This is a genomic window from [Actinomadura] parvosata subsp. kistnae (assembly GCF_900323885.1).
Lineage (GTDB): Bacteria > Actinomycetota > Actinomycetes > Streptosporangiales > Streptosporangiaceae > Nonomuraea > Nonomuraea composti.
In genome coordinates this window covers 889,402-909,916 of the sequence record NZ_OOHJ01000015.1, presented here as the reverse complement: position 1 = coordinate 909,916, position 20,515 = coordinate 889,402, and the positions used below count along the sequence as shown (strand labels likewise).

Genomic DNA, 20,515 nt, shown 5'->3' with positions numbered 1-20,515 from the left:
TCAGGCACAACTATGGAAAGCGCTTTCCCGAACCGTACGGCCGGGCCACCGAAGGCGTCAAGTAGCGCGAACCTCAGGTGGGCCTGCCGGCCCCGGCCGGGGCGCCCGCTGACGAGCTTAGAGCTCGCCGCGCGTGCCGAGCCTGGCCAGGGCCTTGGCGATGGGGGCCGCCGTGAGCGAGAGCTGCCAGTTGCGGGCGCCGAGCTCGCGCAGCCGGGCCGTGACGCTCTCCTCGGTGATCTCGGACGGGGGCTCCCAGGTGAGCCTGCGCACCGCGTCGGGCTGCAACAGGTTCTCCGTGGGCATGTGGTGCTCCTCGGCCAGCGCCGCGACCACGGCCCGCGCCGCGGCCAGGCGCTTGGCGGCGGCCGGATCGCGGTCGGCCCAGCGGTTGGGCGGCGGCGGGCCGTCGCCGGGCGTGCTGGGCTGGGGGAGCTGGCTGTCGGGCAGGCTCCTCGCCCTGGCCACGGCCGCGAGCCAGTCGCTCATGTGCCTGCGCGCACTTCTCCCGGTGAATGCCGAAATTTCGGTCAATGCCTTCTTCGTGCGGGGGCCTTCCAGCGCCGCCGTCACGATCGCCGCATCCGGCAGCACCCGGCCGGGCGCCAGATCCGCCTCGCGGGCGATGCGGTCACGCATGGTCCACAGCTCCCGCACGATCGCCAGCGCCCGCACGTTCCGCACCTTGTGGATGCCCGACGTGCGCCGCCACGGGTCGGAGCGCGGCGCCGGCGGCGGCGTGTCGAGCACGGCCGCGAACTCCTCGCGCGCCCACTCCAGCTTGCCCGCCTCGGCCAGCTCCCTGTGGAGCACGTCGCGCAGCTCGACCAGCACCTCCACGTCGAGCGCGGCGTAACGCAGCCAGTCTTCCGGCAGGGGCCTGGTGGACCAGTCGGCCGCCGAATGACCCTTCTCCAGCCGCAGGCCGAGCACGGTCTCGACCATCGTGCCCAGCCCGACCCGCTCGTAGCCGAGCAACCGCCCGGCCAGCTCGGTGTCGAACATCACGCGCGGCCGGAACCCCACCTCCATCAGGCACGGCAGATCCTGGGAGGCGGCGTGCAGCACGATCTCCGCGTCGGCCACGGCCCGGTCGAGCTCCGACAGGTCGGGGCAGCCGATCGGATCGATCAGCGCGGTGCCCGCCCCGGCCCGGCGCAGCTGCACGAGATAGGCGCGGTTGCCGTAGCGGTAGCCGGAGGCCCGCTCGGCGTCCACGGCGACGGGACCGCTGCCCGCGGCGAACCTCGCCACCACCTCCGCCAGCCCGTCGGCGTCGGCGATGACAGGAGGGATGCCTTCGCGCGGCTCCAGCAGCGGCTCCACTGTGCGTTCTTCTGTCATGAGCTCACCGGCCTCATGACGCTGGTGCTGTCTTGACTGGTGCCCTCACTTCGTTCGGTCACTCTCCGGATCATCACGTCGGCGGGGCAGGGCCGCCACGTCGGGGGGAAGGGGCGGGATGCCCGCAGCCAGGCACATGAGGTCGCACCAGGCGGCGACATGGCCGGACAGATCCTCCTGCGCGGGTGACCACGAAGCCCGCAGCTCCAACTCGGTCGTGACCGGGTCGTCGGCCTTGTTGCCGAACCCCTCGGACACGGCTCTTGTCACGGTACCGCCAGCGGCGGAGTAGTCGGCCTGATGCGCGTCGAGAGCCTCGGTCAGCCAGCTCCACGCCACCGGCCCCAGCAGCGGATCGGAGGTGATCTCCGGCTCCATGTCGGCCCTGACGTAGGCCACCAGCCGGAACGGGCCCTCCCAGCCGCGCTGGCCGTCGGGGTCGTAGAGCAGGATCAGCCGGCCCACCGCGAGCTCGTCGTCGTCGCGGTAGACCGACGCGCCGATGGCGGCCGAGTAGGGGGCCAGCCGCTGCGGCGCGGGCAGGTCCTCGAGCTCGATCTCCGGCCTGACCTCGGCCGGCCGCAGGCTCTTCGCGGCCCGCGTGAACGCGGCGGGAGGCGGCGGCCGGTCACCGAGTGTCATAGCGGAAGCGTAGGTCGAGGACGGGCGGAAGGGGACCACGGGGGTGCTCATCCTTCGTGATCAAGCCGATGCCGTAACAAGCTGGCGTGCCGGGCGGACGGTCTCGGCGGTCGCGAACACGACCGCGTGGCCACAGTCGACGCAGGCCCACTCGGGGCACTGACCCGGCTCGTGCCCGTCGAGGCACGGCGGCTGCTCGAACGGCCGCTCCTCGGCGCAGGAGGGGCAGCGCTCACTGCGGCGCTCTGGGGAACTCCACAACGCGGTCATCGCACGAGTCATCGAACCGGGGCCTTTCTTCGGGTCGTGGCTCCGACGTTGGCACGAGCCGCTGACAATTCCCCGCAACGCGCTCGGCGTGTCCCGAAAGTGGTCGCTGAATCGATGCCGCGCGGTGGCTTGGGGAACATTTGGCCCAGTCGAGACCGGCTCTCTGGCCGGACATGGGGTGTGTTCGACCCGTGTGCGGTGCCGATGCCGAGCAGACCGGTAAACCTTCATCTGGCTATCTGATCATGATTTGGGGTGTCCAATGCATCTTTTTCCGACACCGCCCGCCCCCGCCCCTCGCTCTCTGACAGCTCGCCGCCCGCCGCCCTGAGCACGCGTGGCCGGCCCTCCCGCGCACACCGGACCCGCATGGGCAGCCACTACCCTGGTGAGGTGAACCTCGCCGACTCCGCCTTCCTGCGCGCCTGCCGCCGCCAGCCCGTCCCGCACACCCCCGTCTGGTACATGCGCCAGGCCGGCCGGGCGCTGCCGGAATACCACAAGGTCCGCGAGGGCGTGCCGATGCTCACCGCCTGCGCCACCCCCGAGCTGATCGTCGAGATCACCATGCAGCCCGTCCGCCGCTACGGCGTCGACGCGGCCATCTTCTTCAGCGACATCGTCGTCCCCCTCAAGGCCATCGGCGTCGACCTCGACATCAAGCCCGGCGTCGGCCCCGTCGTCGCCGACCCGATCCGCGACGCCAAGGGCATCGACGCGCTGCGCCCCCTGGAGCCCGGCGACGTCCCCTACGTCACCGAAGCGATCAAGGCGCTGACCGGCGAGCTCGGCGGCACCCCGCTCATCGGCTTCGCCGGCGCCCCCTTCACGCTCGGCTCCTACCTCATCGAAGGCGGCCCCTCCAAGAACCACGACCGCACCAAGGCCATGATGTACGGCGAGCCCGAGCTGTGGCACCGGCTCATGGAGCGGCTGTCGGGCATCGTGATCGAGCACCTGCGCATCCAGATCGCCGCCGGCGCCTCGGCCGTGCAGCTCTTCGACTCGTGGGTGGGGGCCGTGGCGCCCGACGACTACCGCGAGTTCATCCTGCCGCACACGCGCCGCATCTTCGACAGCGTCGCCGACGTGCCCCGCATCCACTTCGGCGTCGGCACCGGCGAGCTGCTCGGCGTGCTCGGCGAGGCGGGCGCCGACGTGGTCGGCGTCGACTGGCGCGTCCCCCTCGACGAGGCCGCCCGGCGCGTCGGGCCGGGCAAGGCGCTGCAGGGGAACCTCGACCCGGCCATCCTCCTCGCGCCCTGGGAGGTCGTGGAGCGCAAGGCGCGCGAAGTCCTGCGCCGGGGGGAGTCGGCCGAGGGGCACGTCTTCAACCTCGGTCACGGCGTGCTGCCCTCCACCAACCCCGACCAGCTCAAGCGCCTCACTGAGTTCGTTCATCAGCTCTGACTTCACAAGCTCTTTTTGGGAACCCCCACGGGCCGCCGCCGATATGCGTGTCGGAGACCCGCTGCGCTCGCCGTAGTCCACGCATCGCTGCCCGCCGCGCGGTCGTAGCCGTTGCCGGTGCGCGCCCGCTCGTACGTGCGTCGCCTGCGCGCCCGCGCGCTCGTGCGTGCCTTGCGGGTGAAGGGCCTCAGGCGTAGTGCGGGGGTCAGGGGGTTTCGGGGTCGGGGGTGGCCGGCGGGGTGGGGCGGGGGCGGTTGCGGCGGAGGAGCCAGACCACGAGCGCGATCGGCGGCAGCGACACCGCCACCCACGGCAGCAGCGCCCCCACCACCGTCAGCGCCGTCTTCGTGAACGACACCAGCGCCTTCCAGCCCGCCTTCAACCCGCCCAGGAACCCGGCCGGCTCGTCGGACGGGTCCTCCACGACCGTGACCGGCCCCACGAGCCGCAGTGTCAGGGTCGCCATGGCGGTCTGGGTGGCCAGCTCCTTCTGCTGGGCCTGCAACGATTCGAGGTCGGCCTCCCGGGTGGAGATCTCCCGTTCGACGTCCAGCACCTGCCCGATCGTGTCGGCCCGCTTGAGCAGCGTGCGCAGCGACTCCAGGGACTGCTGGGCCGACTTCAGCCGGCTCTCCACGTCGGCCACCTTCAGCGTGACGTCCTGGGCGTTCTGGTTGAGCGAGAGCTGCTTGCCCAGCTCGGCGCCGAGCCGCCGCAGCACCTCGGGATACTTCGCGGTCGGGATCTTGAACTCCAGCAGGGCGGACGCCTCGGTGTCGCCGGCGGAGTTGCTCTCCTCCTGCGACAGGTAGCCCCCGGCCTCGGTGACGACCTGCTTGGCCTGCTGGGCGGCGGAGGTGACCTTCTCGGCCCGCACGGTCATGCTGCCGGTGTAGATGACCTGCCGCTGCTGCTGGGTGACGTCGACGCCGGCGGCGAGACCGCCGGCGGACTGGCGGGTCCGCTGGGCCTGAGGCTCCTTGGCGGCGCTCTCGTCCCGGGCGGCGCTCGGCGGGGCGGCCTCGGCGGCCGACGACTGCGCGACGGCGGGCGCCGCCCCGCCGGTGGAGCTGAGGGACGCGCCGCCACCGCAGGCGGTCAGTAACACGGCCGAGCAGGCCGCCGTGAGCGCGATGCCGTACCGGATTCTCGTCATGCCCCTAAGACGGGTGCCGGACCGGCCCGGTTTGACCGGGGGAATCACGGTACGGTCACGTGCCCCGGGCGGCTGGCCGAGCCGTTGAGGCGGTAGCGTCAGGAGGCGTGGAAGGGAATCGGGCGCACGTGGTCATCGTCGGCGCGGGGATCTCCGGTCTCGCCGCCGCGTGGTATCTCCGTCAGGGCGCGGGCGATCAGGTCAGGGTGACGGTCCTGGAGGGCTCGCCCCGGATCGGCGGGAAGCTGTTCGCCTCGGAGGTCGCCGGGGTGAGCGTCGACGCGGGCGCCGAGTCCATGCTGGCCCGGCGGCCCGAGGGGAAAGAGCTGGCCAGGGCCGTGGGGCTGGGTGACGAGCTGGTCCTGCCCGGCAGCCTCAGCTCGGCCGTCTACAGCAGGGGCGAGCTGCGCCACCTGCCCAAGGGCCAGGTGATGGGCGTGCCGTCCGACCTGACGGAGCTGGCGAAGTCCGGCATCGTCTCGCCGGGCGGGCTGCTGCGCGTGCCGCTCGACCAGATCCTGCCGCCCACCCTCGTGCGCACCGACGTGTCCGTGGCCGCCTACATCCGCGCCCGCATGGGCGGCGAGGTCGTCGACCGGCTGGTGGAGCCGCTGCTCGGCGGCGTCTACGCGGGCCGGGCCGACATGTTGTCGCTGGAGGCGACGATGCCGCGGGTGGCGGCGGTGGCGCGGTCGGAGCGGTCGCTGCTGAGCGCGGCCCGGCATCTCGTCGCGGAGACGCCGAAGGACGCCGGGCCGGTGTTCACCTCGCTGCGCGGCGGCATCGGCACGTTGCCCGAGGCGGTGGCCAAGGCGTCGGAGGCCGACGTCCGCACGGGCGTCACCGTGCGGGAGCTGCACCGCACCGAGACCGGCTGGCGCCTGGTCACCGGCCCGGTGCCGCGGCCCGAGGTGATCGAGGCGGACGCGGTGATCCTGGCCACGCCGGGGCCCGCGACGAGCCGGCTGCTGAAGGAGGAGGTGCCGAAGGCCGCCGCCGAGCTGGCCAGGATCCAGTACGCGAGCATGGCCGTGGTCACGCTGGCCTACCCGGTCGACGCCTTCCCCGAGCAGCCCGCCACCAGCGGCTACCTGGTGCCGCCGGTGGAGCGGCGGCCGGTCAAGGCGGTCACGTTCAGCTCCGTGAAGTGGCCGCACCTGAGCAAGGACCTGGTGATCCTGCGCTGCTCCATCGGCCGCATCGGCGAGGAGCACCTGCTCCAGCGCGACGACGACGAGCTCGTGTCGCTGGCCACGGCCGAGATGGGCGACGTCATGGGTGTGCGGGGGCTGCCGGTCGACACGCGGGTGACGCGGTGGGGCGGCGGGCTGCCGCAGTACAACGTGGGGCACCTCGACCGGGTGGCCCGGGTGCGGGCCGCGGTGTCGGTCCAGCCGGGGCTGGCCGTGTGCGGGGCCGCGTACGACGGCATCGGCATCCCCGCCTGCGTCGGGACGGCGCGCACGGCCGCCGCCCGGATTCTGGACCACCTCACGACGCGAGGAGAATAGGTGCCATGACAGAGGGCGCTGCGCGGCCGAAGGCCCGCGATCTCAACCAGGTGATCCGTTACACCATGTGGTCGGTCTTCCAGGTGACCGAGCCCTGCCCGGGCGACCGCGACGAGCTCGCGGCGGAGGTGCAGGAGCTGCTCGACCAGGCCGCCGGCAAGGACGTCGTGACCAGGGGGGTCTACGACGTGGCCGGGCTGCGGGCCGACGCCGACTTCATGTTCTGGTGGCACGCGCCCACGCCCGAAGACCTCCAGGACGTCTACTCCCGGTTCCGCCGCACCCGGCTGGGCCGGCACTCCAAGCCGGTGTGGTCGGCGATGGCGCTGCACCGGCCGGCCGAGTTCAACAAGTCGCACATCCCGGCGTTCCTGGCCGAGGAGGAGCCGCGGGCTTATGTGAGCGTGTATCCGTTCGTGCGCTCCTACGAGTGGTACCTGCTCGAAGACTCCGAGCGCCGGGCGATGCTGGCCGAGCACGGCAGGATGGCACGCGACTACCCCGACGTGCGGGCCAACACGGTGGCGTGCTTCTCGCTCAACGACTATGAGTGGATGCTGGCGTTCGAGGCCGACGAGCTGCACCGGATCGTCGACCTCATGCGGACGCTGCGGGGCGCCCAGGCCCGCCGGCACACGCGCGTCGAGATCCCGTTCTACACGGGGGCGCGCAAGCCGCTGCCGGAGCTGGTCGCCGCCCTCCCGTAAGAGGCGGTCAGCGGGTGAGTGCGGCGCGCAGGCGCCAGGCGCCGAGCCCGAAAAGGGCGGCCGCGAAGGCGGCCAGCACGCCGAGCTGCGGCAGGATGTCGGCGATCGTGCCGTTCCTGCGCAGCAGCTCGGCGAACCCGTCCAGCGCCCAGGCGTGCGGGGTGAGGTGCGCCACCCGCCGCATCGTCTCGGAGAAGAAGTCGATCGGCGCCATCGTGCCGCCGATCGCGGCCAGCCCCAGCCCGAGCAGCAGCCCCACCCCGACGGCCTGCTGCTCGGTGCGCAGCGCCGCGCCCACCAGCATCGCCGCCCCGCCGCCCACCAGCGAGAACGCCAGCACGAGCGCGCCCGCCCCGAGCGGGTCGCCCCAGCGCACGCCGAACAGCAGCCCCGACCCCACCATGATGATCAGGGCCTGGGTGAGCGCCACGCAGACCCGCCCGGCCGCCTCACCGAGCAGGATCGTCCGGCTGGACACCGGCGCCGCGTACATCCTGCGTGACAGGCCGAGCCGGCGCGTCTCGATCAGCGTGGCCGCGCCGGTCAGCGAGGTGAGGAAGGTGAACAGCAGGAGCTGCGAGGTGGCGGCGATGTCGAAGCTGGTGATGCTCCGCGGGATGGCCGCGGTGCCCGTCGCGCTGAACCGCACGGTGATGCCGGGCACGCTGACCTGCCCGGCCCGGCGGACCAGCTCGTCGAAGGAGCCGTCGCGGACGTAGGCGGCGGCGCGGGCGGGCATCGTGACCTGGTCGGTCACGGCCCTGATCGCCGCGCCGAGCTGCAGCGCGTCCGGCTCCTGGCGGCTGATGAACGACAGCGTGACGGGGGTGTAGCGGGACAGGGCGCGGTCGTAGTTCTCGGGGATGATCAGCGCGGCGGCCAGCCGGCCGCGCTCCACGCCGTCGCGGGCCTCCTCGGCGTCGCCGACCCGCACCACCTGCATGCGTCCGGACGTCTCCAGCGCCGCCACCAGCTCGGCGGCCAGCGGCGTCGTGCCGCCGGTGACGCCGAGGCGCGGCGCGAAGCCGGAGCCGAACGACAGGCCGAACACCATGATCAGCACGATGGGGAAGATGAGCACGAAGAAGATGTTCGTGCGGTCGCGGAACAGCCGGACCAGGTTGACCCAGGCGATGGCGATCATGCCAGCGACCTCCGTCCCGTGCCCGCTGTGATCATGGCCGGAGCATCCTTCCCGCTCTCAGCAGCGCGACCCCCGTCGTCACGGCGGCGAAGCCGAGCAGCGCCAGCGTCGGCACCACGGCCAGCACCGGCGCGGCGTCGCCGTGCAGGTCCGCCAGCCCCTGCATGAACCAGCGGTGCGGGGTGACCAGGCTGAGCACCGCGAACACCCCGCCGATCTGCTGGATCGGGATGAAGACCCCGCCCAGCACGCCCAGGAGCACCGCGACCACCGCCTGCACGTTCCCCGCCTGCTCGGCCGTGGTGGCCACGGTCGCCACCAGCGCCATGACGCCGGTCGCCGCCAGCACGCCCGCCACCAGCAGCACCCCGACGCCGAGAGGGTTGCCCCACTCCGCGCCAAGCAGCAGGTCCGCGGCCACCATGAGCACGGTCATGCTGACGACGCCCACCACGACCCCGCCGAGCAGCTTGCCGAAGACGATCGTGGCGCGCGGCACGGGCGCGGCCAGCAGCCGGGCCAGGGTGCCGTCGCGGCGCTCGTCCAGGATCGAGCTGAACCCGAACTGCACGGTGAAGAACAGGAAGAACACCGCCATCCCGGCCGCGAACCCCTCCGCCAGCGACAGTTGCCGCCGCTCGGCCGCGAAGTCCTCGATGCCGACCGGCGCGGGCACCCGCAGCGCCTCCTCGGGCGTGCCGCCGCCTTTGGTGGCCAGCGCCACCCGGACGTATCGGACGTCCGCGACGAACGCCTCGGCGACCGAACGGGCCACGAAGGAGCCGATCGGCGCGTCCACGTTCCCGATCACGCGCAGCTCGGCCGCGTGCCCGCCCAGCACCGCCCGCGTGAAGCCGGCGGGGACGACGTAGGCGGCGTCGGCGTCGCCGCGCCCGACCATCGCCGCCGCCTCCCGCTCGCCGCCGGCCGTCCTGAGCGCGATGACGCCCTGCCGCTCCAGCGGCCCCAGCACCTGCCCGGTGAACGTGGCCGCGATCTGCCCCCGGTCCTCGTCGGCCACCGCGAACGTGGGCCGCGCCTGGTCGTCCACCCCGTTGAAGACGAGGCTGAAGATGGCCGCCAACCCGAACGGCACCACGATCGCCAGCAGGAACACCGACCTGTCCCGGACCCGCAGCCGCAGGTCCTTGGCGGTGATGAGCAGCAGCGCGCCCATGTCAGTCGCGAAGGGCCTTGCCGGTCAGGTGCAGGAAGACCGACTCCAGGTTCGGCTCGTGCACCTCGACCGCGCGGACGACGACGCCGGCGTCCGTAGCTGCCGCCAGGACCCTGGGCAGCGACTTGCGGGCGTCCTCCACCATCACCTCCAGGCGGCCCTCGTGGCTGCCGGCCTTGCGCACCTCCGGCAGCGTCTCCAGCTCCTTCGGCACGGCCTGCGCGCCGCCGGTCGTCAGCGAGATCCGGTCCAGCTCGCCCACCAGGCCCACCAGTTCCCTGCGCGTGCCCTCGGCCCTGATCCGGCCCAGGTCGATGATGCCGATCCGGTCGCAGAGCCGCTCGGCCTCCTCCATGTAGTGCGTGGTGTAGAGGACGGCCACGCCCTCGCCGGCCAGCGCGGCGACGCTCTCCAGGATCGCGTTGCGGCTCTGCGGGTCGACCCCGGCGGTGGGCTCGTCGAGGATCAGCAGGGGCGGGCGGTGCAGCAGGCCCACGCCGATGTTGAGGCGGCGTTTCATGCCGCCCGAGTACTCCTTGACCGGGTCCTTCGCCCGCTCCGTCAGGCCGATCATCCGCAGGACCTCGTCGATCCTGGCGCGGGCCTCGGCGCGGCCCAGGCCATGGAGGCGGGCGAAGAAGCGCAGGTTCTCGCGGGCGCTGAGGTCGGGGTAGAGGGCCAGGTCCTGCGGGACGTAGCCGATCTGCTTCTTGCCCCACCTGCTGGTCGTGCCGTGGGGGCGGCCGGAGATGAGGACCTGGCCGCCGTCGCGCTCCAGGATGCCGGCGATCATCGAGATCGTGGTGGTCTTGCCGGCGCCGTTCGGGCCGAGGAGGCCGTACGTCTCACCGGCCTCGATGGTGAAGCTGACGTCGTCGACCGCGACGAGGTCGCCGAACGTCTTCCGTAAGTTCTGACATTTCAGGATCTCGGCCCTGGGCACCCTCGCAGTCTGATCGGGCGGAGGAACGCACGGCAAGGGCCCCAGCCCGGCGGTCCCCATGAATCCAGCTATCGGCCCGGCCGTAATCGGGGAGACCTCGCGGTGGGTGAACGTTCCAAGGCGGGTGGGCGTCTAGGGAACGGGCCTATTGCGGGGAGGTCGGTCGGGGTGGAGCAGACCGGAGGACGAGGCCGCCGCCGTCACGCGGCCGGCCGCCACGTCGCGGGCGGCGGCTCTCGGCGCGGGCGTCGCCGCAAGGGCAGCGCCTGGACGGCGGCACTGCGCAACCGCACCCCCACTCCGGACGACGCCGAGCCGGCGTCGGCGAGCGGCCCGCCGGGGAGGGGGCCGCTCGTGATCGGGAGCGGCCCCGGAGCGGCGGGATCGCGGCGGTTGCCCGCGCGGAGGAGCGGGATCTTCGCACGTGCGAGCCGGTCGGCCGCGCGGAGCGGTCGCCGCTGGGCCGGGCGGAGGGGGCGGTTGGCGGCGGTGGGGCTGGTGCTGGCCGGTGGGGCGGTCGTGCTGGCCGGGGTGAACGGCGGCGGCGGGCCCTTCGCACTGCTCGGCGTGTTCGGGGGAGCGCAGGCCGGGTCCGGCGCGGCGGCCGGGCAGGGGCGCGAGGGGGGTTCGCCAGGATCCGGCGTCGGGACCGGCGTCAACGGTGGGACGGGCGTGACCGGGGTCAGCGACGGGACCGGGCCGGGTGGGACGGCGGTGTCCGGCGGGGGGACTCCAGGGAGTGAGCCGCAGGCGAGCGCGGAGGCGAGGAGGCGGGAGGCGCAACGCTCCGGGGCGCCGGACCCGGCGGGGACCCCTGGCCAAACTCAGCCGGGCATGGTGGCCGGCACCACGGCCCCGGAGGACGTGCTCGCGGGCGGCCCGGATCCGGGCGACGGTGACGACTACCGGGCCGACGGCCCGTCCCGGCACACGGATCAGCAGGCGGCGGAGTACTTCCGGACGAACTGGGGTCTGGACGACAAGGCCCTGAAGCACCTGAAGGACGTCCGCTCAGTGGGCGGATATCTGCGGATCTACACCGACCTGCCGGAAACGGCGGACAACTCGCTCACCGCGATCATCCTCTGCGAGCGCGGCTACGCCTACCTCCGCAGCCGGGGCGTCGAGGAGCCGGTGGTGTTCGTCCAGGCCGAATTCGGCGAGAACGGCAACCCGGTGCTGGCCAACATCCTCGGCCCCGCCGACAAGAGCTGCCGGGTCACCTCTCCGGCACCGGACTGACCGGCTCCGGCACCGGCCGGCGGAACCGGGTCAACGGACCCGGACCCGCGTCTTCGCGCACACCTCGCACCGTTGGGTGACGACGCGCCCGATGGTCTCGATGGTCACCCACCGGTGCCGAAGATGGACATAGCGCACGCGGCTCTCGTACCCCTCGGAGACGATCGATACGCGGCGTCGCGGTTTGATCACCCCTTGGGTTCGAGTCGCAGGGAGATCGAGTTGATGCAGTAACGGTCGTCCGTCGGCGTCGGGTATCCCTCGCCGTGGAAGACGTGCCCCAGGTGCGAGTCGCAGCGGGCGCAGCGCACCTCGGTGCGGACCATGCCGTGGCTGCGGTCCTCGATGAGCCGCACCGCGTCGGTGTCGGACGGCTCGAAGAAGCTCGGCCACCCGCAGTGGGACTCGAACTTCGTGTCGGACCGGAACAGCTCCGCCCCGCAGGCGCGGCACGAGTACACGCCTTCGGTCTTGGTGTCGACGTACTCCCCCGTGAACGGGCGTTCGGTCCCGGCCTCCCTGAGGACATGGAACTCCTCGGGCGACAACTGGGCCCGCCACTCCGCCTCGCTCTTGACCACCTTGTCCATGCTTCCAGCGTACGAGATCGTGCAAAAAGAGATCTCCGCAGGGTGAAGCATCTGTTCTGGGGCGAAATTGCGTCTTTGTCGGTAAGGGGGTGTCATCGCCTCCTTGCCAGGGGTGATCATCCGCAGATCCCGTCGAGCGGCACAGCCCACGCCCGTGCTGGCGCCGCTGGGGATCACCACGGCCGGCCGGGTGGCGCGCCAGCGCCCGGAACGGCGGCGGATGGTCCAGCGGCCCGTCCCGTCGAGCCCTCGGTCCCGCCACCGAGGCGGCTCCGGGACGGGCCGACCTCGGGTGGAGTAGGTTCGGGGTCATGGCATCGCCGTACATAGAGCTCGAGGTGGGGGAGCGGACCGTCAAGGTCACCAATCCCGACAAGGTGTATTTTCCGGAGATCGGAGCCACTAAGCGGGAGCTGGTCGAATACTACGTGAGCGTCGGCGAGGGTGCCCTGCGGGCGCTGAAGGACCGGCCCACGAACATCAAGCGCCACCCCGACGGCGTCCAGACCGAGGCGATCTACCAGAAGCGCATGCCGCCCAAGCACCCCGACTGGCTGGAGTCGGTCACCGTGACCTTCCCCAGCGGCCGCACGGCGCATTCGCTGCGGGTCACCGAGGTCGCGGCCATCGCCTACTGCGCCAACCTCGGCACCATCGACTTCCACCCGTGGCAGGTGCGGGCCGCCGACGTCGAGCACCCCGACGAGCTGCGCATCGACCTCGACCCGCAGCCGGGGCTGGAGTTCGACGCCGCGCGCAGGGCCGCGTTCCTGACGAGAGACGTGCTCGGCGAGCTGGGCATGGAGGGCTTCGTGAAGACCTCGGGCAACCGGGGCGCGCACATCGCCGTCCGCATCGAGCCGCTCTGGGACTTCATCCAGGTCCGCCACGCCGGCATCGCCCTGGCCAGGGCCGTCGAGGCCCGCGACCCGAGCCTCGTGACCACCGCCTGGTGGAAGGAGGAGCGGGGCGAGCGGGTCTTCATCGACTACAACCAGAACGCCAGAGACCGCACCGTGGCCAGCGCCTACTCGGTGCGCGCCAAGCCGCACGCCCCCGTCTCCACGCCGCTGACCTGGGACGAGCTGGCCGACGCCGATCCGCGCGACTTCGACATCCGCACGGTGCCGGCCCGCTTCGCCAAGCTGGGCGACGTGCACGCGGCCATCGACGACCGCGCGTACTCGATCGAGCCCCTTCTGGAGCTGTACGCGCGGGACGAGCGCGGCGACCTGCCGTACCCGCCGAACTATCCGAAGATGCCCGGCGAGCCCAAGCGCGTCCAGCCGAGCAAGGCCAGGTCCGACACCTAGGAGGGCCGGGGGCCGTCGCAGGAGGCTTCCTTGGCCGGCGGGGTCGCCTTGCTCAGGAACGCGACGGTGGCCTGATCGGCGCAGGCCGAGCCGGTGTTGTAGACGTAGTGGCCGCCGTTGTCGACGCCGAGGAAGCCCGCGCGCTCGCCCAGGGCCTCGCGCATGCCCCGGCCCGCGGCCCACGGTGTGGCGTTGTCGCGGCGGTTCTGCAGGATCAGGATGTCACGCGGCCCGTGCGAGGTGATCTCGACCACCGGCTCGATCGGCTTCTGCGACCAGAACGCGCACGCCGTGATGTTGTCGGGCATGCCCGCGCTCAGCGGGTACCTCGCGCGGGCGGCCGCGGTGGCCTTGGCGTAGGAGTCCACGTCTCGCGACCAGGTGGTGTCCCCGCAGATCATGGCCAGGGCCATGGTGGCCTGGTTGTCCGCCGGCACGCCCTTGGCGGCCGGGGTGTCGGCGAGGACCTGCCGGAGCACGGCGGCGTCCGCGTCCGCCGGGGTCCGGCCGGCGGACAGGTCGGAGGCCGCCTTCCAGAATCGGGTGAGCGGGGCGAGCGTCTCGTTGTGCAGCAACATCTGGTACGTGACGCCGCGCAGCAGCGCGCCGCTGATGGCCACCTGGGTGCCCGGCACCGTGGCCGGCTTCCGGTCGAGGCGGTCGGCCAGCGCGAGGAAGGTGTCGGTGACCTTCTCGACGGTGCCGCCCAGCCCGAGGCCGGCGTCGTCCGCCGCGGCGACGCGGGCGGCGTCGGGGAACCGGTCGTTCATGCCCTGGTTCCAGGTGTTCAGCATCTTCGCCCACACCTTGTCCGGGTCGACGTTGCCCTCCAGCACCATCCGGCCGGTGTTGCGGGGGAACAGCGAGGCGTAGACCGCGCCGAGGTAGGTGCCGAACGACTGGCCCCAGTAGGAGATCTTCCGCGCCCCGAGCGCCTGGCGGATGCGGTCCATGTCGCGTGCCGTGTTCGCGCTGGTGAAGAAGCGGAGCCTGGCGCCGATCGTGGCGCACTCCCGGGCGGCGGTGCGCGCGGTGGCGACGTTGCCCTCGATCGAGCCGCCGGCGCCGGGGTAGGGGAAGATGGTCAGCAGGGCGGGGCCGGTCAGGCCGCAGCTCATCGGCGTGCTGTGGCCGATGCCGCGCGCGTCGAACCCGATCAGGTCGTAGGAGTCGAGCACCTCCTTCGGGAGCGTGGCCGCCATCTGGCCGGGCATGTCCAGGCCCGGCAGTCCCGGCCCACCCGGGTTGAACAGCAGGTCGCCGCGCTTCTTGCCGGGCTTGGCGGTGGCGATCCTGGAGACCGCGACGGTGATGGTCTCCCCGCCGGGGCGGCGGTAGTCCAGCGGCACCTTGACCGTGCCGCAGGTTTGCCTCGGGTCCCGCTTGGCGCCGGGCGCGGGCTCAGGGCACGCACCCCACTTGATCGACGTCTGGACGTGACCGGGGTCGCCACGGCCTTGGCGTCGGCCGGCTGCCCCCCGATCACCGCCCCCGCTGCCGCGACCGCGGTCAGGGCGACGGCGACGCGTGCGCGGATGGTGTTTCCCATGGTGTTGTCCTCCGAATTGCCGCGATCCGACTTCGAGAAAGGTAAGAGCGCGGGGCCCCGTCCCGAATCACTGCGGTGCGGACATTCCGTGTAGCTCACATGAGGGACACACGCGGCGACAGGGGGATCGGAGATCGCTAGGCTCTGAGCCATGTCGGGGACCTGGGCCAGCGACCGCTCGCGGAGGTTACGGGAGGCGTGGCGCGTCTACGACGCCACGGTGTGGGACCGGTGGCTGGCTGTCGCGTTCACCGGCCTGGCGTTCGTGCCGCCGCTGTCGACCATGGGCGTCGAGTTCGGCAACCTGTCAGGACGCCCGGCCGACGCGTTCCAGATCGTGCTGATCCTGGCCCAGACGGTGCCCCTGGCCGTGCGGACCCGGTGGCCGGCCGCGTGTCTGGCGATCAACGGCACGGCTTTCGTGATCCACGAGACGCTCGGCTACCCGATGCAGTTCGGCACCGTGACGGTCTACATCGCGCTGTACTCGGTGGGCGCGCACCAGGAGCGGTTCCGGCGGGTCACCGCCGTCGTGGCGTCGGCCGCGTACGTCGTGCTGTGCGCGGCCGTGATCCTGCGTGGCTCACCGGCCCTGCAGAGCGACTTCGTGGTGTTCTACCTGCTGTTCGCCGCGTGCTGGCTGATCGGCGCCTTCGTCCGCGGGCAGCGGCTCCAGGAGGCCGAGCGGCGGCGGCTCGCCACCGAGGCCGCGGCCGCCGCGGAGCGGGCGCGCATCGCGCGGGAGCTGCACGACGTGGTGACCCACCACGTCACCGCCATCGTCGTGCAGGCCGACGCCACGCAGTTCGTGGCCACCTCGCCGGAGCGCGTGGTCGCGGCACTGTCCACGATCGGCGGCGCCGGCCGCCGGGCCCTGGCCGAGCTGCGGTATCTGCTGGACGTGCTGGAGGCGACCGGCGAGTCGGCCACGCCCGTCGTGGGCAGCGTACGAGACCTGGTCGAGCAGACCCGGAGCGGCGGCCAGCCGATCGAGCTGGTGGAGGACGGCGACCAGCCCGCGCTCCCGGTCGGCGTGGGGCTGGCCGTGTACCGGGTGGTGCAGGAGGGCCTGACGAACGCCGTCAAGTACGCCGAGGGCCGCCCCACCACCGTTCGCATCGGCTACCGGGACGGCCGCGTGGAGGTCGAGGTGACGAACGCCGCCGCCGCGGTCCCCGTCGGCGCGAGAAGCGACCTGTCCGGCGGGCGCGGCCTGGCCGGGCTGCGCGAGCGGATCGCCGCGCTGGGCGGTGAGCTGGCCGCGGGCGAGCAGCCGGACGGCGGTTTCCGGGTCTCCGCGTCGATCCCCGCAGGCGGTGCCGGATGACCATCCGTGTCGTGATCTGCGAGGACCAGGAGGTCGTCCGCACCGGCTACGTGACGGCGTTCGACGCGCAGCCGGACATGGAGGTGGCCGGCGTGGCCGCCGACGGCCCGGCCGCGGTCGAGGCGGTCACCAGCCTGAAGCCCGACGTGGTCGTCATGGACATCCACATGCCGCTGATGGACGGCATCGAGGTGACGAGGCGCATCGCCGGCCCCGGTGTCGTGGCGCCGCCGAAGGTGCTGGTGGTGACCACGTTCAACGTGGACAGGTACGTCTACGAGGCCCTGCGCGCCGGAGCGAGCGGCTTCCTGCTGAAGGACGCCCCGCTGCTGGAGCTGGTGAACGGGGTGCGCACCGTCGCCCGCGGAGAGTCCCTGCTGTCGCCCGCCGTGACCCGTACCGTGATCGGCCGCTTCGCCGACCGCCTCCGCCCGGCCGCCCTCACCCCCGGCGAGGATCCGCTGGCCGTCCTGGCTCCCCGCGAACGCGAGGTGCTGCGGCTGATCGCCCGTGGCCTCTCCAACGCCGAGATAGCCGCGGAGCTGGTCATCAGCTTCGAGACCGTCCGCACCTACGTCTCCCGGATCCTCACCAAGCTGGACCTGCGCGACCGCGTCCAAGCCGTGGTCCTCGCCTACCGCACGGGCTTCGCCGACGACGACCGCTGACACCGGCTGAACACCCACGCGCGGGGTGTGCCGGCCTGCCGGGGCCGCGTACGGACGGCCCCGGCGGGTGGACTCACAGGGTCAGCAGGGCGCTGACCGGCAGGCTGGAGTCCGACAGGGGGCGGATGGCGATGCGGAGCAGCGCCAGCGCGTTGTCGTCGCCCGCGATGCGGTTGGCGCTGAGCCCGCCGCACGACTGGCAGGAGTGGATGATCAGCCACTCCCCGTCCTGCCGGACGGTGACGCTCAGCGCCGCCATCCGGCCGCGGCAGCCCGCCCGGCGGTCGCCCGGGACGCGGTGGTCGACGTGCAGGCTGGTCAGGCAGTGCGGGCAGTGGTTGCGGTGCGCGGTGCCCGGCGCGATCATCGGGACGTCCATCCGGCAGCCGACGCAGCGGAACGCGTCGGCGGGCTCGCCGTGGTGGGTCCTTTTGCGCCGTTGGGGCCGTTCCCGGCCCGGGTTCCTCCTGGGCATGTCACAGATCACCGAACGCCTCTAGCGGGAACGGCGGCTGCGCCAGCGGCCTTACGGCCATGCGCATGAGGATGAGCTGGTTGTCGTCCCCGCAGATGGGGTTCGAGGTCAGCTCACCGCACCGGGTGCAGCGATGGATGACCATCCATTCGCCGGTACGCAGGACGGCGATCGAGATGGGGATCATCCGCGACCTGCATTCGTCGAGCAGGTGCAGCGAGTGCAGGCAGCTCGGACAGTGGTTGCGGCGGGCACCGTCGGGCGCGAGCGCGGTGACGGTCAGGCCGCAGCGTACGCACTCGAAAGTCTCGGTGCTCGCGATGGAACGGGATTTGCCGTTGGCAGACAACGTGGGTACTCCTTGCCGGAATGGTCGATCTCAGGACAGCAAGGAAGCCCTGGCGTGCCTCGCGGGCATGCTGAAGGTGCGGCGGGCGGTCGCCGGCAGGTTGGTTAAGAGCGGGATCCGCCAATGACACAGCGAGGCGCGCAGGGCGCGGTGCCAGGCATAAATCCCCCTCCTTGACGGGCGTGACAGCCCGGATGCTCCATCGAACGGACGTGAGCGAGCGTAGCGGGGCACGACGGTCGATCGCCAACCCTTTTCCGGCGGCCGAACGCCTCGCCGCTGGAGCAGGTGATCATCCATCAGGAGTTCCGCGACCTCGGCCGGCCGAACCTGGGCATCGCCGCCTGGGCGGTCCCGTCCCTCGTCCGGTACGGCACGCGCGAGCAGCAGGAGCGGTTCCTGCCGGGGACGTTCGCCGGCGAGATCGTGTGGTGCCAGCTCTTCAGCGAGCCCGGCGCGGGCTCCGACCTGGCCGGGCTGACGACGAGGGCCGTGCGGGTGGAGGGCGGCTGGTCGCTGACCGGCCAGAAGATCTGGACGTCCCTGGCCCAGTACGCCCACTGGGGCATCTGCCTGGCCCGCACGTCGCCGGACCGGCCCAAGCACGACGGCATCACGTACTTCCTCGTGGACATGGCGTCGCCGGGCGTCACGGTCAGGCCGCTCAAGGACATCAACGGGGACGAGCTGTTCAACGAGGTGTTCCTCGACGACGTGTTCGTGCCGGACGACCTGGTGGTCGGCGCGGTGGACGAGGGCTGGCGGGTGGCTCGCGACACGCTGTCCCACGAACGGGTCGCGCTCGGCGACTCCTGGGGCCCCGGTGCGCGGCACACCGACATGGCGCGGCACCTCGCCCGGCTGCCTTCGCTCCGGGAGGCTCAGCGTGAGCGGGCGGGCCGCCTGTGGGCCGAGGGTCAGGCCATCTCGGCACTCGGCCTGCGGGTGACGCTGTCGCAGCTGGCCGGCGCCGACCCGGGCCCGGCGTCGAGCGTGCGCAAGCTGCTCGGCATGTGGCACGCGCAGGAGATCGCGGAGTTCTGCTGGTCGCTCGACCCGTCCGACCGCTACTGGAGCCGCATGATCCTCACCACCCGGGCGTTCACCATCGGCGGCGGCACGACGGAGGTGCAGCTCAACATCATCGCCGAGCGCGCGCTCCACCTGCCCCGCGATCCGTGATCAACGGCCCGGGTAGTACGGGGCCGCGAGGTGGGCGTACACGATCGTGTTCTCCTCGTAGCTGTGCGCCTGCCGGTCGAACGCCCCGCCGCAGGTCACCAGCCGCAGCCCGGGATAGCGGAGCTTGGCGTACACCTTCTTGGCGGGGAAGCCGCGCTTCGGCGCGTGCTCGACCTTGTCGACGACGAAGACGGCCACCGAGCGGTCGGCGCGCAGCACCTGCACCTGGGCGCCGCGCTTGACCTCCTTGAGCCGGGCGAAGACGGCCGGCCCGGTACGGGTGTCCAGGTGGCCGGTGATGACGGCGGCGCCGCGCTGGCCGGGGACGGGCCGTAGCGGTACCAGCCGGCCAGGTTCGGGGGGGTGAAGGGCGGGTTCTGGATGGCTCCGTCCGCGTCCAGGCCCAGCTCCATGAGGGGGGCGGCGACGCCGATGGACGGGATGTAGACGGCGGTGGGGCGGGCGGCGCGCATCGGCGCGGCCACCTTGGACGCGCGCACGCCGGGCAGGTCCTTGGGCGAGGCGGCGGGGGCCTGGGACTGCCGGGCGGCCATCGGGGCCGGAGCCTCGGCGCCGCCGAGCGCTCCGCTGACGCCGAGCCCGATCAGCAGCACCCCGGCGATCGACACGGCCGCCGCACCGACCAGCACGAGCCGGTTCCCGGGCGTCCGGCGAGGCGGGGATGGATCAGCCCGCATGCGTACGGCGCCGTACCGCGAACCCGGCCAGCCCCGCGCCGGTCAGCAGCGCCGCCCCGCCCGCCGCGAACGGCCACACCGGCCCGCCCGCCGCGAGCCCGCCGCCGCCCGTCTCCGGATGCCCCACGGGCACCCGGTGCTCGTCCTCCCCTGCCGGCCGCCACGGGGTCTGCGGCATGGAAGGCCACGAATCGGTGGGGATGGGCGCGTTCGACCAGGAGTCGGTGGGGGCGGGGGCGTCCGACCAGGAATCGTCGCGGCCGTGCGTGTCCGTCCAGGATCCGGTGGGCTCGGGCGCACTCGACCAGGAGTCGGTGGGCTCGGGGGCGTTGGACCAGGAATCGGTGGGCTCGGCGTTGCCCGACCAGGAATCGTCCGGTGAGTTGTCGCAGAGCAGCGGCAGGTGCACCGTGCAGGCGGGCTCCGCGCCGGGAACCTGGGGATCGGTACGATCAGCCCAGGCGGGAGCGGCCAGGGTCAGGCCCGCCACCGCGAAGGCGGTCGCCGCTCCAGCCGCTGCGAGACGTCGCGCTCTTGCCATGAGAAGGCTCCAGACTCGGTTGTCGCCCCCCGATGCACAAGAGAGCCTTGCGAACTATTAGACCGGCAGTCAAGTAATGTGACCGAAGTGAAACCGTCCAGACACGGAGGGTTTGGCGGGAGCTCGGCGTGGCAGGAGATATCCCTACAAAGGGGGACAAAAGCCATGAGCAATCCGCAACAGCCAGAGCTTCGCAGGTCAGGCAAGTCCGCCACGGAAGCCAAGTCCGCCAGTGCCGTGCCCGAGACGAAGAGCGGAGCCCGGCGCTCCGGCCGTC

General features: G+C 72.3%; 20 protein-coding genes. 8 read left to right on the top strand and 12 right to left on the bottom strand.

Features of this window, described 5'->3' with window-relative positions:
* Positions 1-117: 117 nt before the first annotated feature.
* Entirely contained in the window at positions 118-1,344 is a 1,227-nt protein-coding gene (locus KIS93_RS18850) for a ribonuclease D (protein ID WP_080036358.1), read from the bottom strand.
* Positions 1,345-1,389: 45 nt separating this feature from the next.
* Positions 1,390-1,986: a DUF3000 domain-containing protein gene (locus KIS93_RS18845; protein ID WP_080036359.1), complete on the bottom strand. Its 597-nt coding sequence runs from the start codon at positions 1,984-1,986 to the stop codon at positions 1,390-1,392.
* A gap of 687 nt (positions 1,987-2,673) precedes the next feature.
* Between KIS93_RS18845 and hemE the strand changes: the two genes are divergently transcribed.
* Positions 2,674-3,666 carry a uroporphyrinogen decarboxylase gene (hemE, locus tag KIS93_RS18840; protein ID WP_268967003.1) on the top strand — a complete coding sequence of 331 codons (993 nt, stop codon included), beginning with the start codon at positions 2,674-2,676 and terminating at the stop codon, positions 3,664-3,666.
* A gap of 205 nt (positions 3,667-3,871) precedes the next feature.
* Here hemE and KIS93_RS18835 read toward each other — a convergent pair whose 3' ends face one another.
* Positions 3,872-4,822: a DUF4349 domain-containing protein gene (locus KIS93_RS18835; protein ID WP_080036362.1), complete on the bottom strand. Its 951-nt coding sequence runs from the start codon at positions 4,820-4,822 to the stop codon at positions 3,872-3,874.
* 107 nt (positions 4,823-4,929) lie between these two features.
* Between KIS93_RS18835 and hemG the strand changes: the two genes are divergently transcribed.
* Together hemG and hemQ are read left to right on the top strand one after the other, a co-directional pair.
* Positions 4,930-6,333, top strand: coding sequence for a protoporphyrinogen oxidase (gene hemG, locus KIS93_RS18830; RefSeq protein WP_230465935.1), 1,404 nt, complete (start codon positions 4,930-4,932; stop codon positions 6,331-6,333).
* A gap of 5 nt (positions 6,334-6,338) precedes the next feature.
* A complete protein-coding gene (hemQ, locus tag KIS93_RS18825) occupies positions 6,339-7,040 on the top strand; it encodes a hydrogen peroxide-dependent heme synthase (protein ID WP_080036363.1) in 702 nt (233 codons plus the stop codon).
* Between the two features lie 7 nt (positions 7,041-7,047).
* Here the strand turns inward: hemQ and KIS93_RS18820 are convergent, their stop codons facing one another.
* Genes KIS93_RS18820 through KIS93_RS18810 form a run of 3 tightly spaced genes read right to left on the bottom strand, consistent with a single transcriptional unit; the run spans position 7,048 to position 10,304 of the window.
* Complete coding sequence (locus KIS93_RS18820; RefSeq protein ID WP_080036364.1) at positions 7,048-8,184, bottom strand: ABC transporter permease; 1,137 nt, start codon at positions 8,182-8,184, stop codon at positions 7,048-7,050.
* A gap of 31 nt (positions 8,185-8,215) precedes the next feature.
* Positions 8,216-9,361 (bottom strand): ABC transporter permease, encoded by a 1,146-nt coding sequence (locus tag KIS93_RS18815; RefSeq protein WP_080036365.1) that lies wholly within the window; start codon positions 9,359-9,361, stop codon positions 8,216-8,218.
* A gap of 1 nt (position 9,362) precedes the next feature.
* Positions 9,363-10,304, bottom strand: a complete 942-nt coding sequence (locus tag KIS93_RS18810) for an ABC transporter ATP-binding protein (RefSeq protein ID WP_230465936.1) — start codon at positions 10,302-10,304, stop codon at positions 9,363-9,365.
* Positions 10,305-10,784: 480 nt separating this feature from the next.
* On the opposite strand from KIS93_RS18810, the gene KIS93_RS18805 reads away from it, so the two are divergent.
* A complete protein-coding gene (locus KIS93_RS18805) occupies positions 10,785-11,546 on the top strand; it encodes a hypothetical protein (protein ID WP_155126357.1) in 762 nt (253 codons plus the stop codon).
* A 188-nt stretch (positions 11,547-11,734) separates the two neighbouring features.
* On the opposite strand, the gene msrB is transcribed toward KIS93_RS18805, so the two are convergent.
* On the bottom strand, positions 11,735-12,136 hold the full coding sequence (gene msrB / locus KIS93_RS18800; protein WP_080036368.1) for a peptide-methionine (R)-S-oxide reductase MsrB: 402 nt from the start codon (positions 12,134-12,136) through the stop codon (positions 11,735-11,737).
* Between the two features lie 311 nt (positions 12,137-12,447).
* Between msrB and ligD the strand changes: the two genes are divergently transcribed.
* Positions 12,448-13,449 carry a non-homologous end-joining DNA ligase gene (gene ligD / locus KIS93_RS18795; RefSeq protein ID WP_080036369.1) on the top strand — a complete coding sequence of 334 codons (1,002 nt, stop codon included), beginning with the start codon at positions 12,448-12,450 and terminating at the stop codon, positions 13,447-13,449.
* Here ligD and KIS93_RS18790 read toward each other — a convergent pair.
* Positions 13,446-14,798 carry an alpha/beta hydrolase gene (locus KIS93_RS18790; protein WP_222107522.1) on the bottom strand — a complete coding sequence of 451 codons (1,353 nt, stop codon included), beginning with the start codon at positions 14,796-14,798 and terminating at the stop codon, positions 13,446-13,448. The genes ligD and KIS93_RS18790 overlap by 4 nt on opposite strands.
* 351 nt (positions 14,799-15,149) lie before the next feature.
* Here KIS93_RS18790 and KIS93_RS18785 point away from each other — a divergent pair, with 351 nt between their 5' ends.
* Positions 15,150-16,325: a sensor histidine kinase gene (locus KIS93_RS18785; RefSeq protein WP_080036371.1), complete on the top strand. Its 1,176-nt coding sequence runs from the start codon at positions 15,150-15,152 to the stop codon at positions 16,323-16,325.
* Positions 16,322-16,993: a response regulator transcription factor gene (locus KIS93_RS18780; protein ID WP_080036372.1), complete on the top strand. Its 672-nt coding sequence runs from the start codon at positions 16,322-16,324 to the stop codon at positions 16,991-16,993. Before KIS93_RS18785 ends, KIS93_RS18780 begins: the two co-directional genes overlap by 4 nt.
* Before the next feature lie 73 nt (positions 16,994-17,066).
* Here the strand turns inward: KIS93_RS18780 and KIS93_RS18775 are convergent, their stop codons facing one another.
* A complete protein-coding gene (locus KIS93_RS18775) occupies positions 17,067-17,468 on the bottom strand; it encodes an RNHCP domain-containing protein (RefSeq protein WP_080036373.1) in 402 nt (133 codons plus the stop codon).
* Position 17,469: 1 nt separating this feature from the next.
* Positions 17,470-17,817 (bottom strand): RNHCP domain-containing protein, encoded by a 348-nt coding sequence (locus tag KIS93_RS18770; protein ID WP_080036374.1) that lies wholly within the window; start codon positions 17,815-17,817, stop codon positions 17,470-17,472.
* A 288-nt stretch (positions 17,818-18,105) separates the two neighbouring features.
* On the opposite strand from KIS93_RS18770, the gene KIS93_RS18765 reads away from it, so the two are divergent.
* Complete coding sequence (locus KIS93_RS18765) at positions 18,106-18,999, top strand: acyl-CoA dehydrogenase family protein (RefSeq protein WP_329607689.1); 894 nt, start codon at positions 18,106-18,108, stop codon at positions 18,997-18,999.
* Here the strand turns inward: KIS93_RS18765 and KIS93_RS65395 are convergent, their stop codons facing one another.
* Together KIS93_RS65395 and KIS93_RS18755 are read right to left on the bottom strand one after the other, a co-directional pair.
* A complete protein-coding gene (locus KIS93_RS65395; protein WP_420895873.1) occupies positions 19,000-19,287 on the bottom strand; it encodes a sortase domain-containing protein in 288 nt (95 codons plus the stop codon).
* Positions 19,288-19,686: 399 nt separating this feature from the next.
* Positions 19,687-20,238: a hypothetical protein gene (locus tag KIS93_RS18755; protein WP_155126363.1), complete on the bottom strand. Its 552-nt coding sequence runs from the start codon at positions 20,236-20,238 to the stop codon at positions 19,687-19,689.
* Positions 20,239-20,515: the final 277 nt, after the last annotated feature.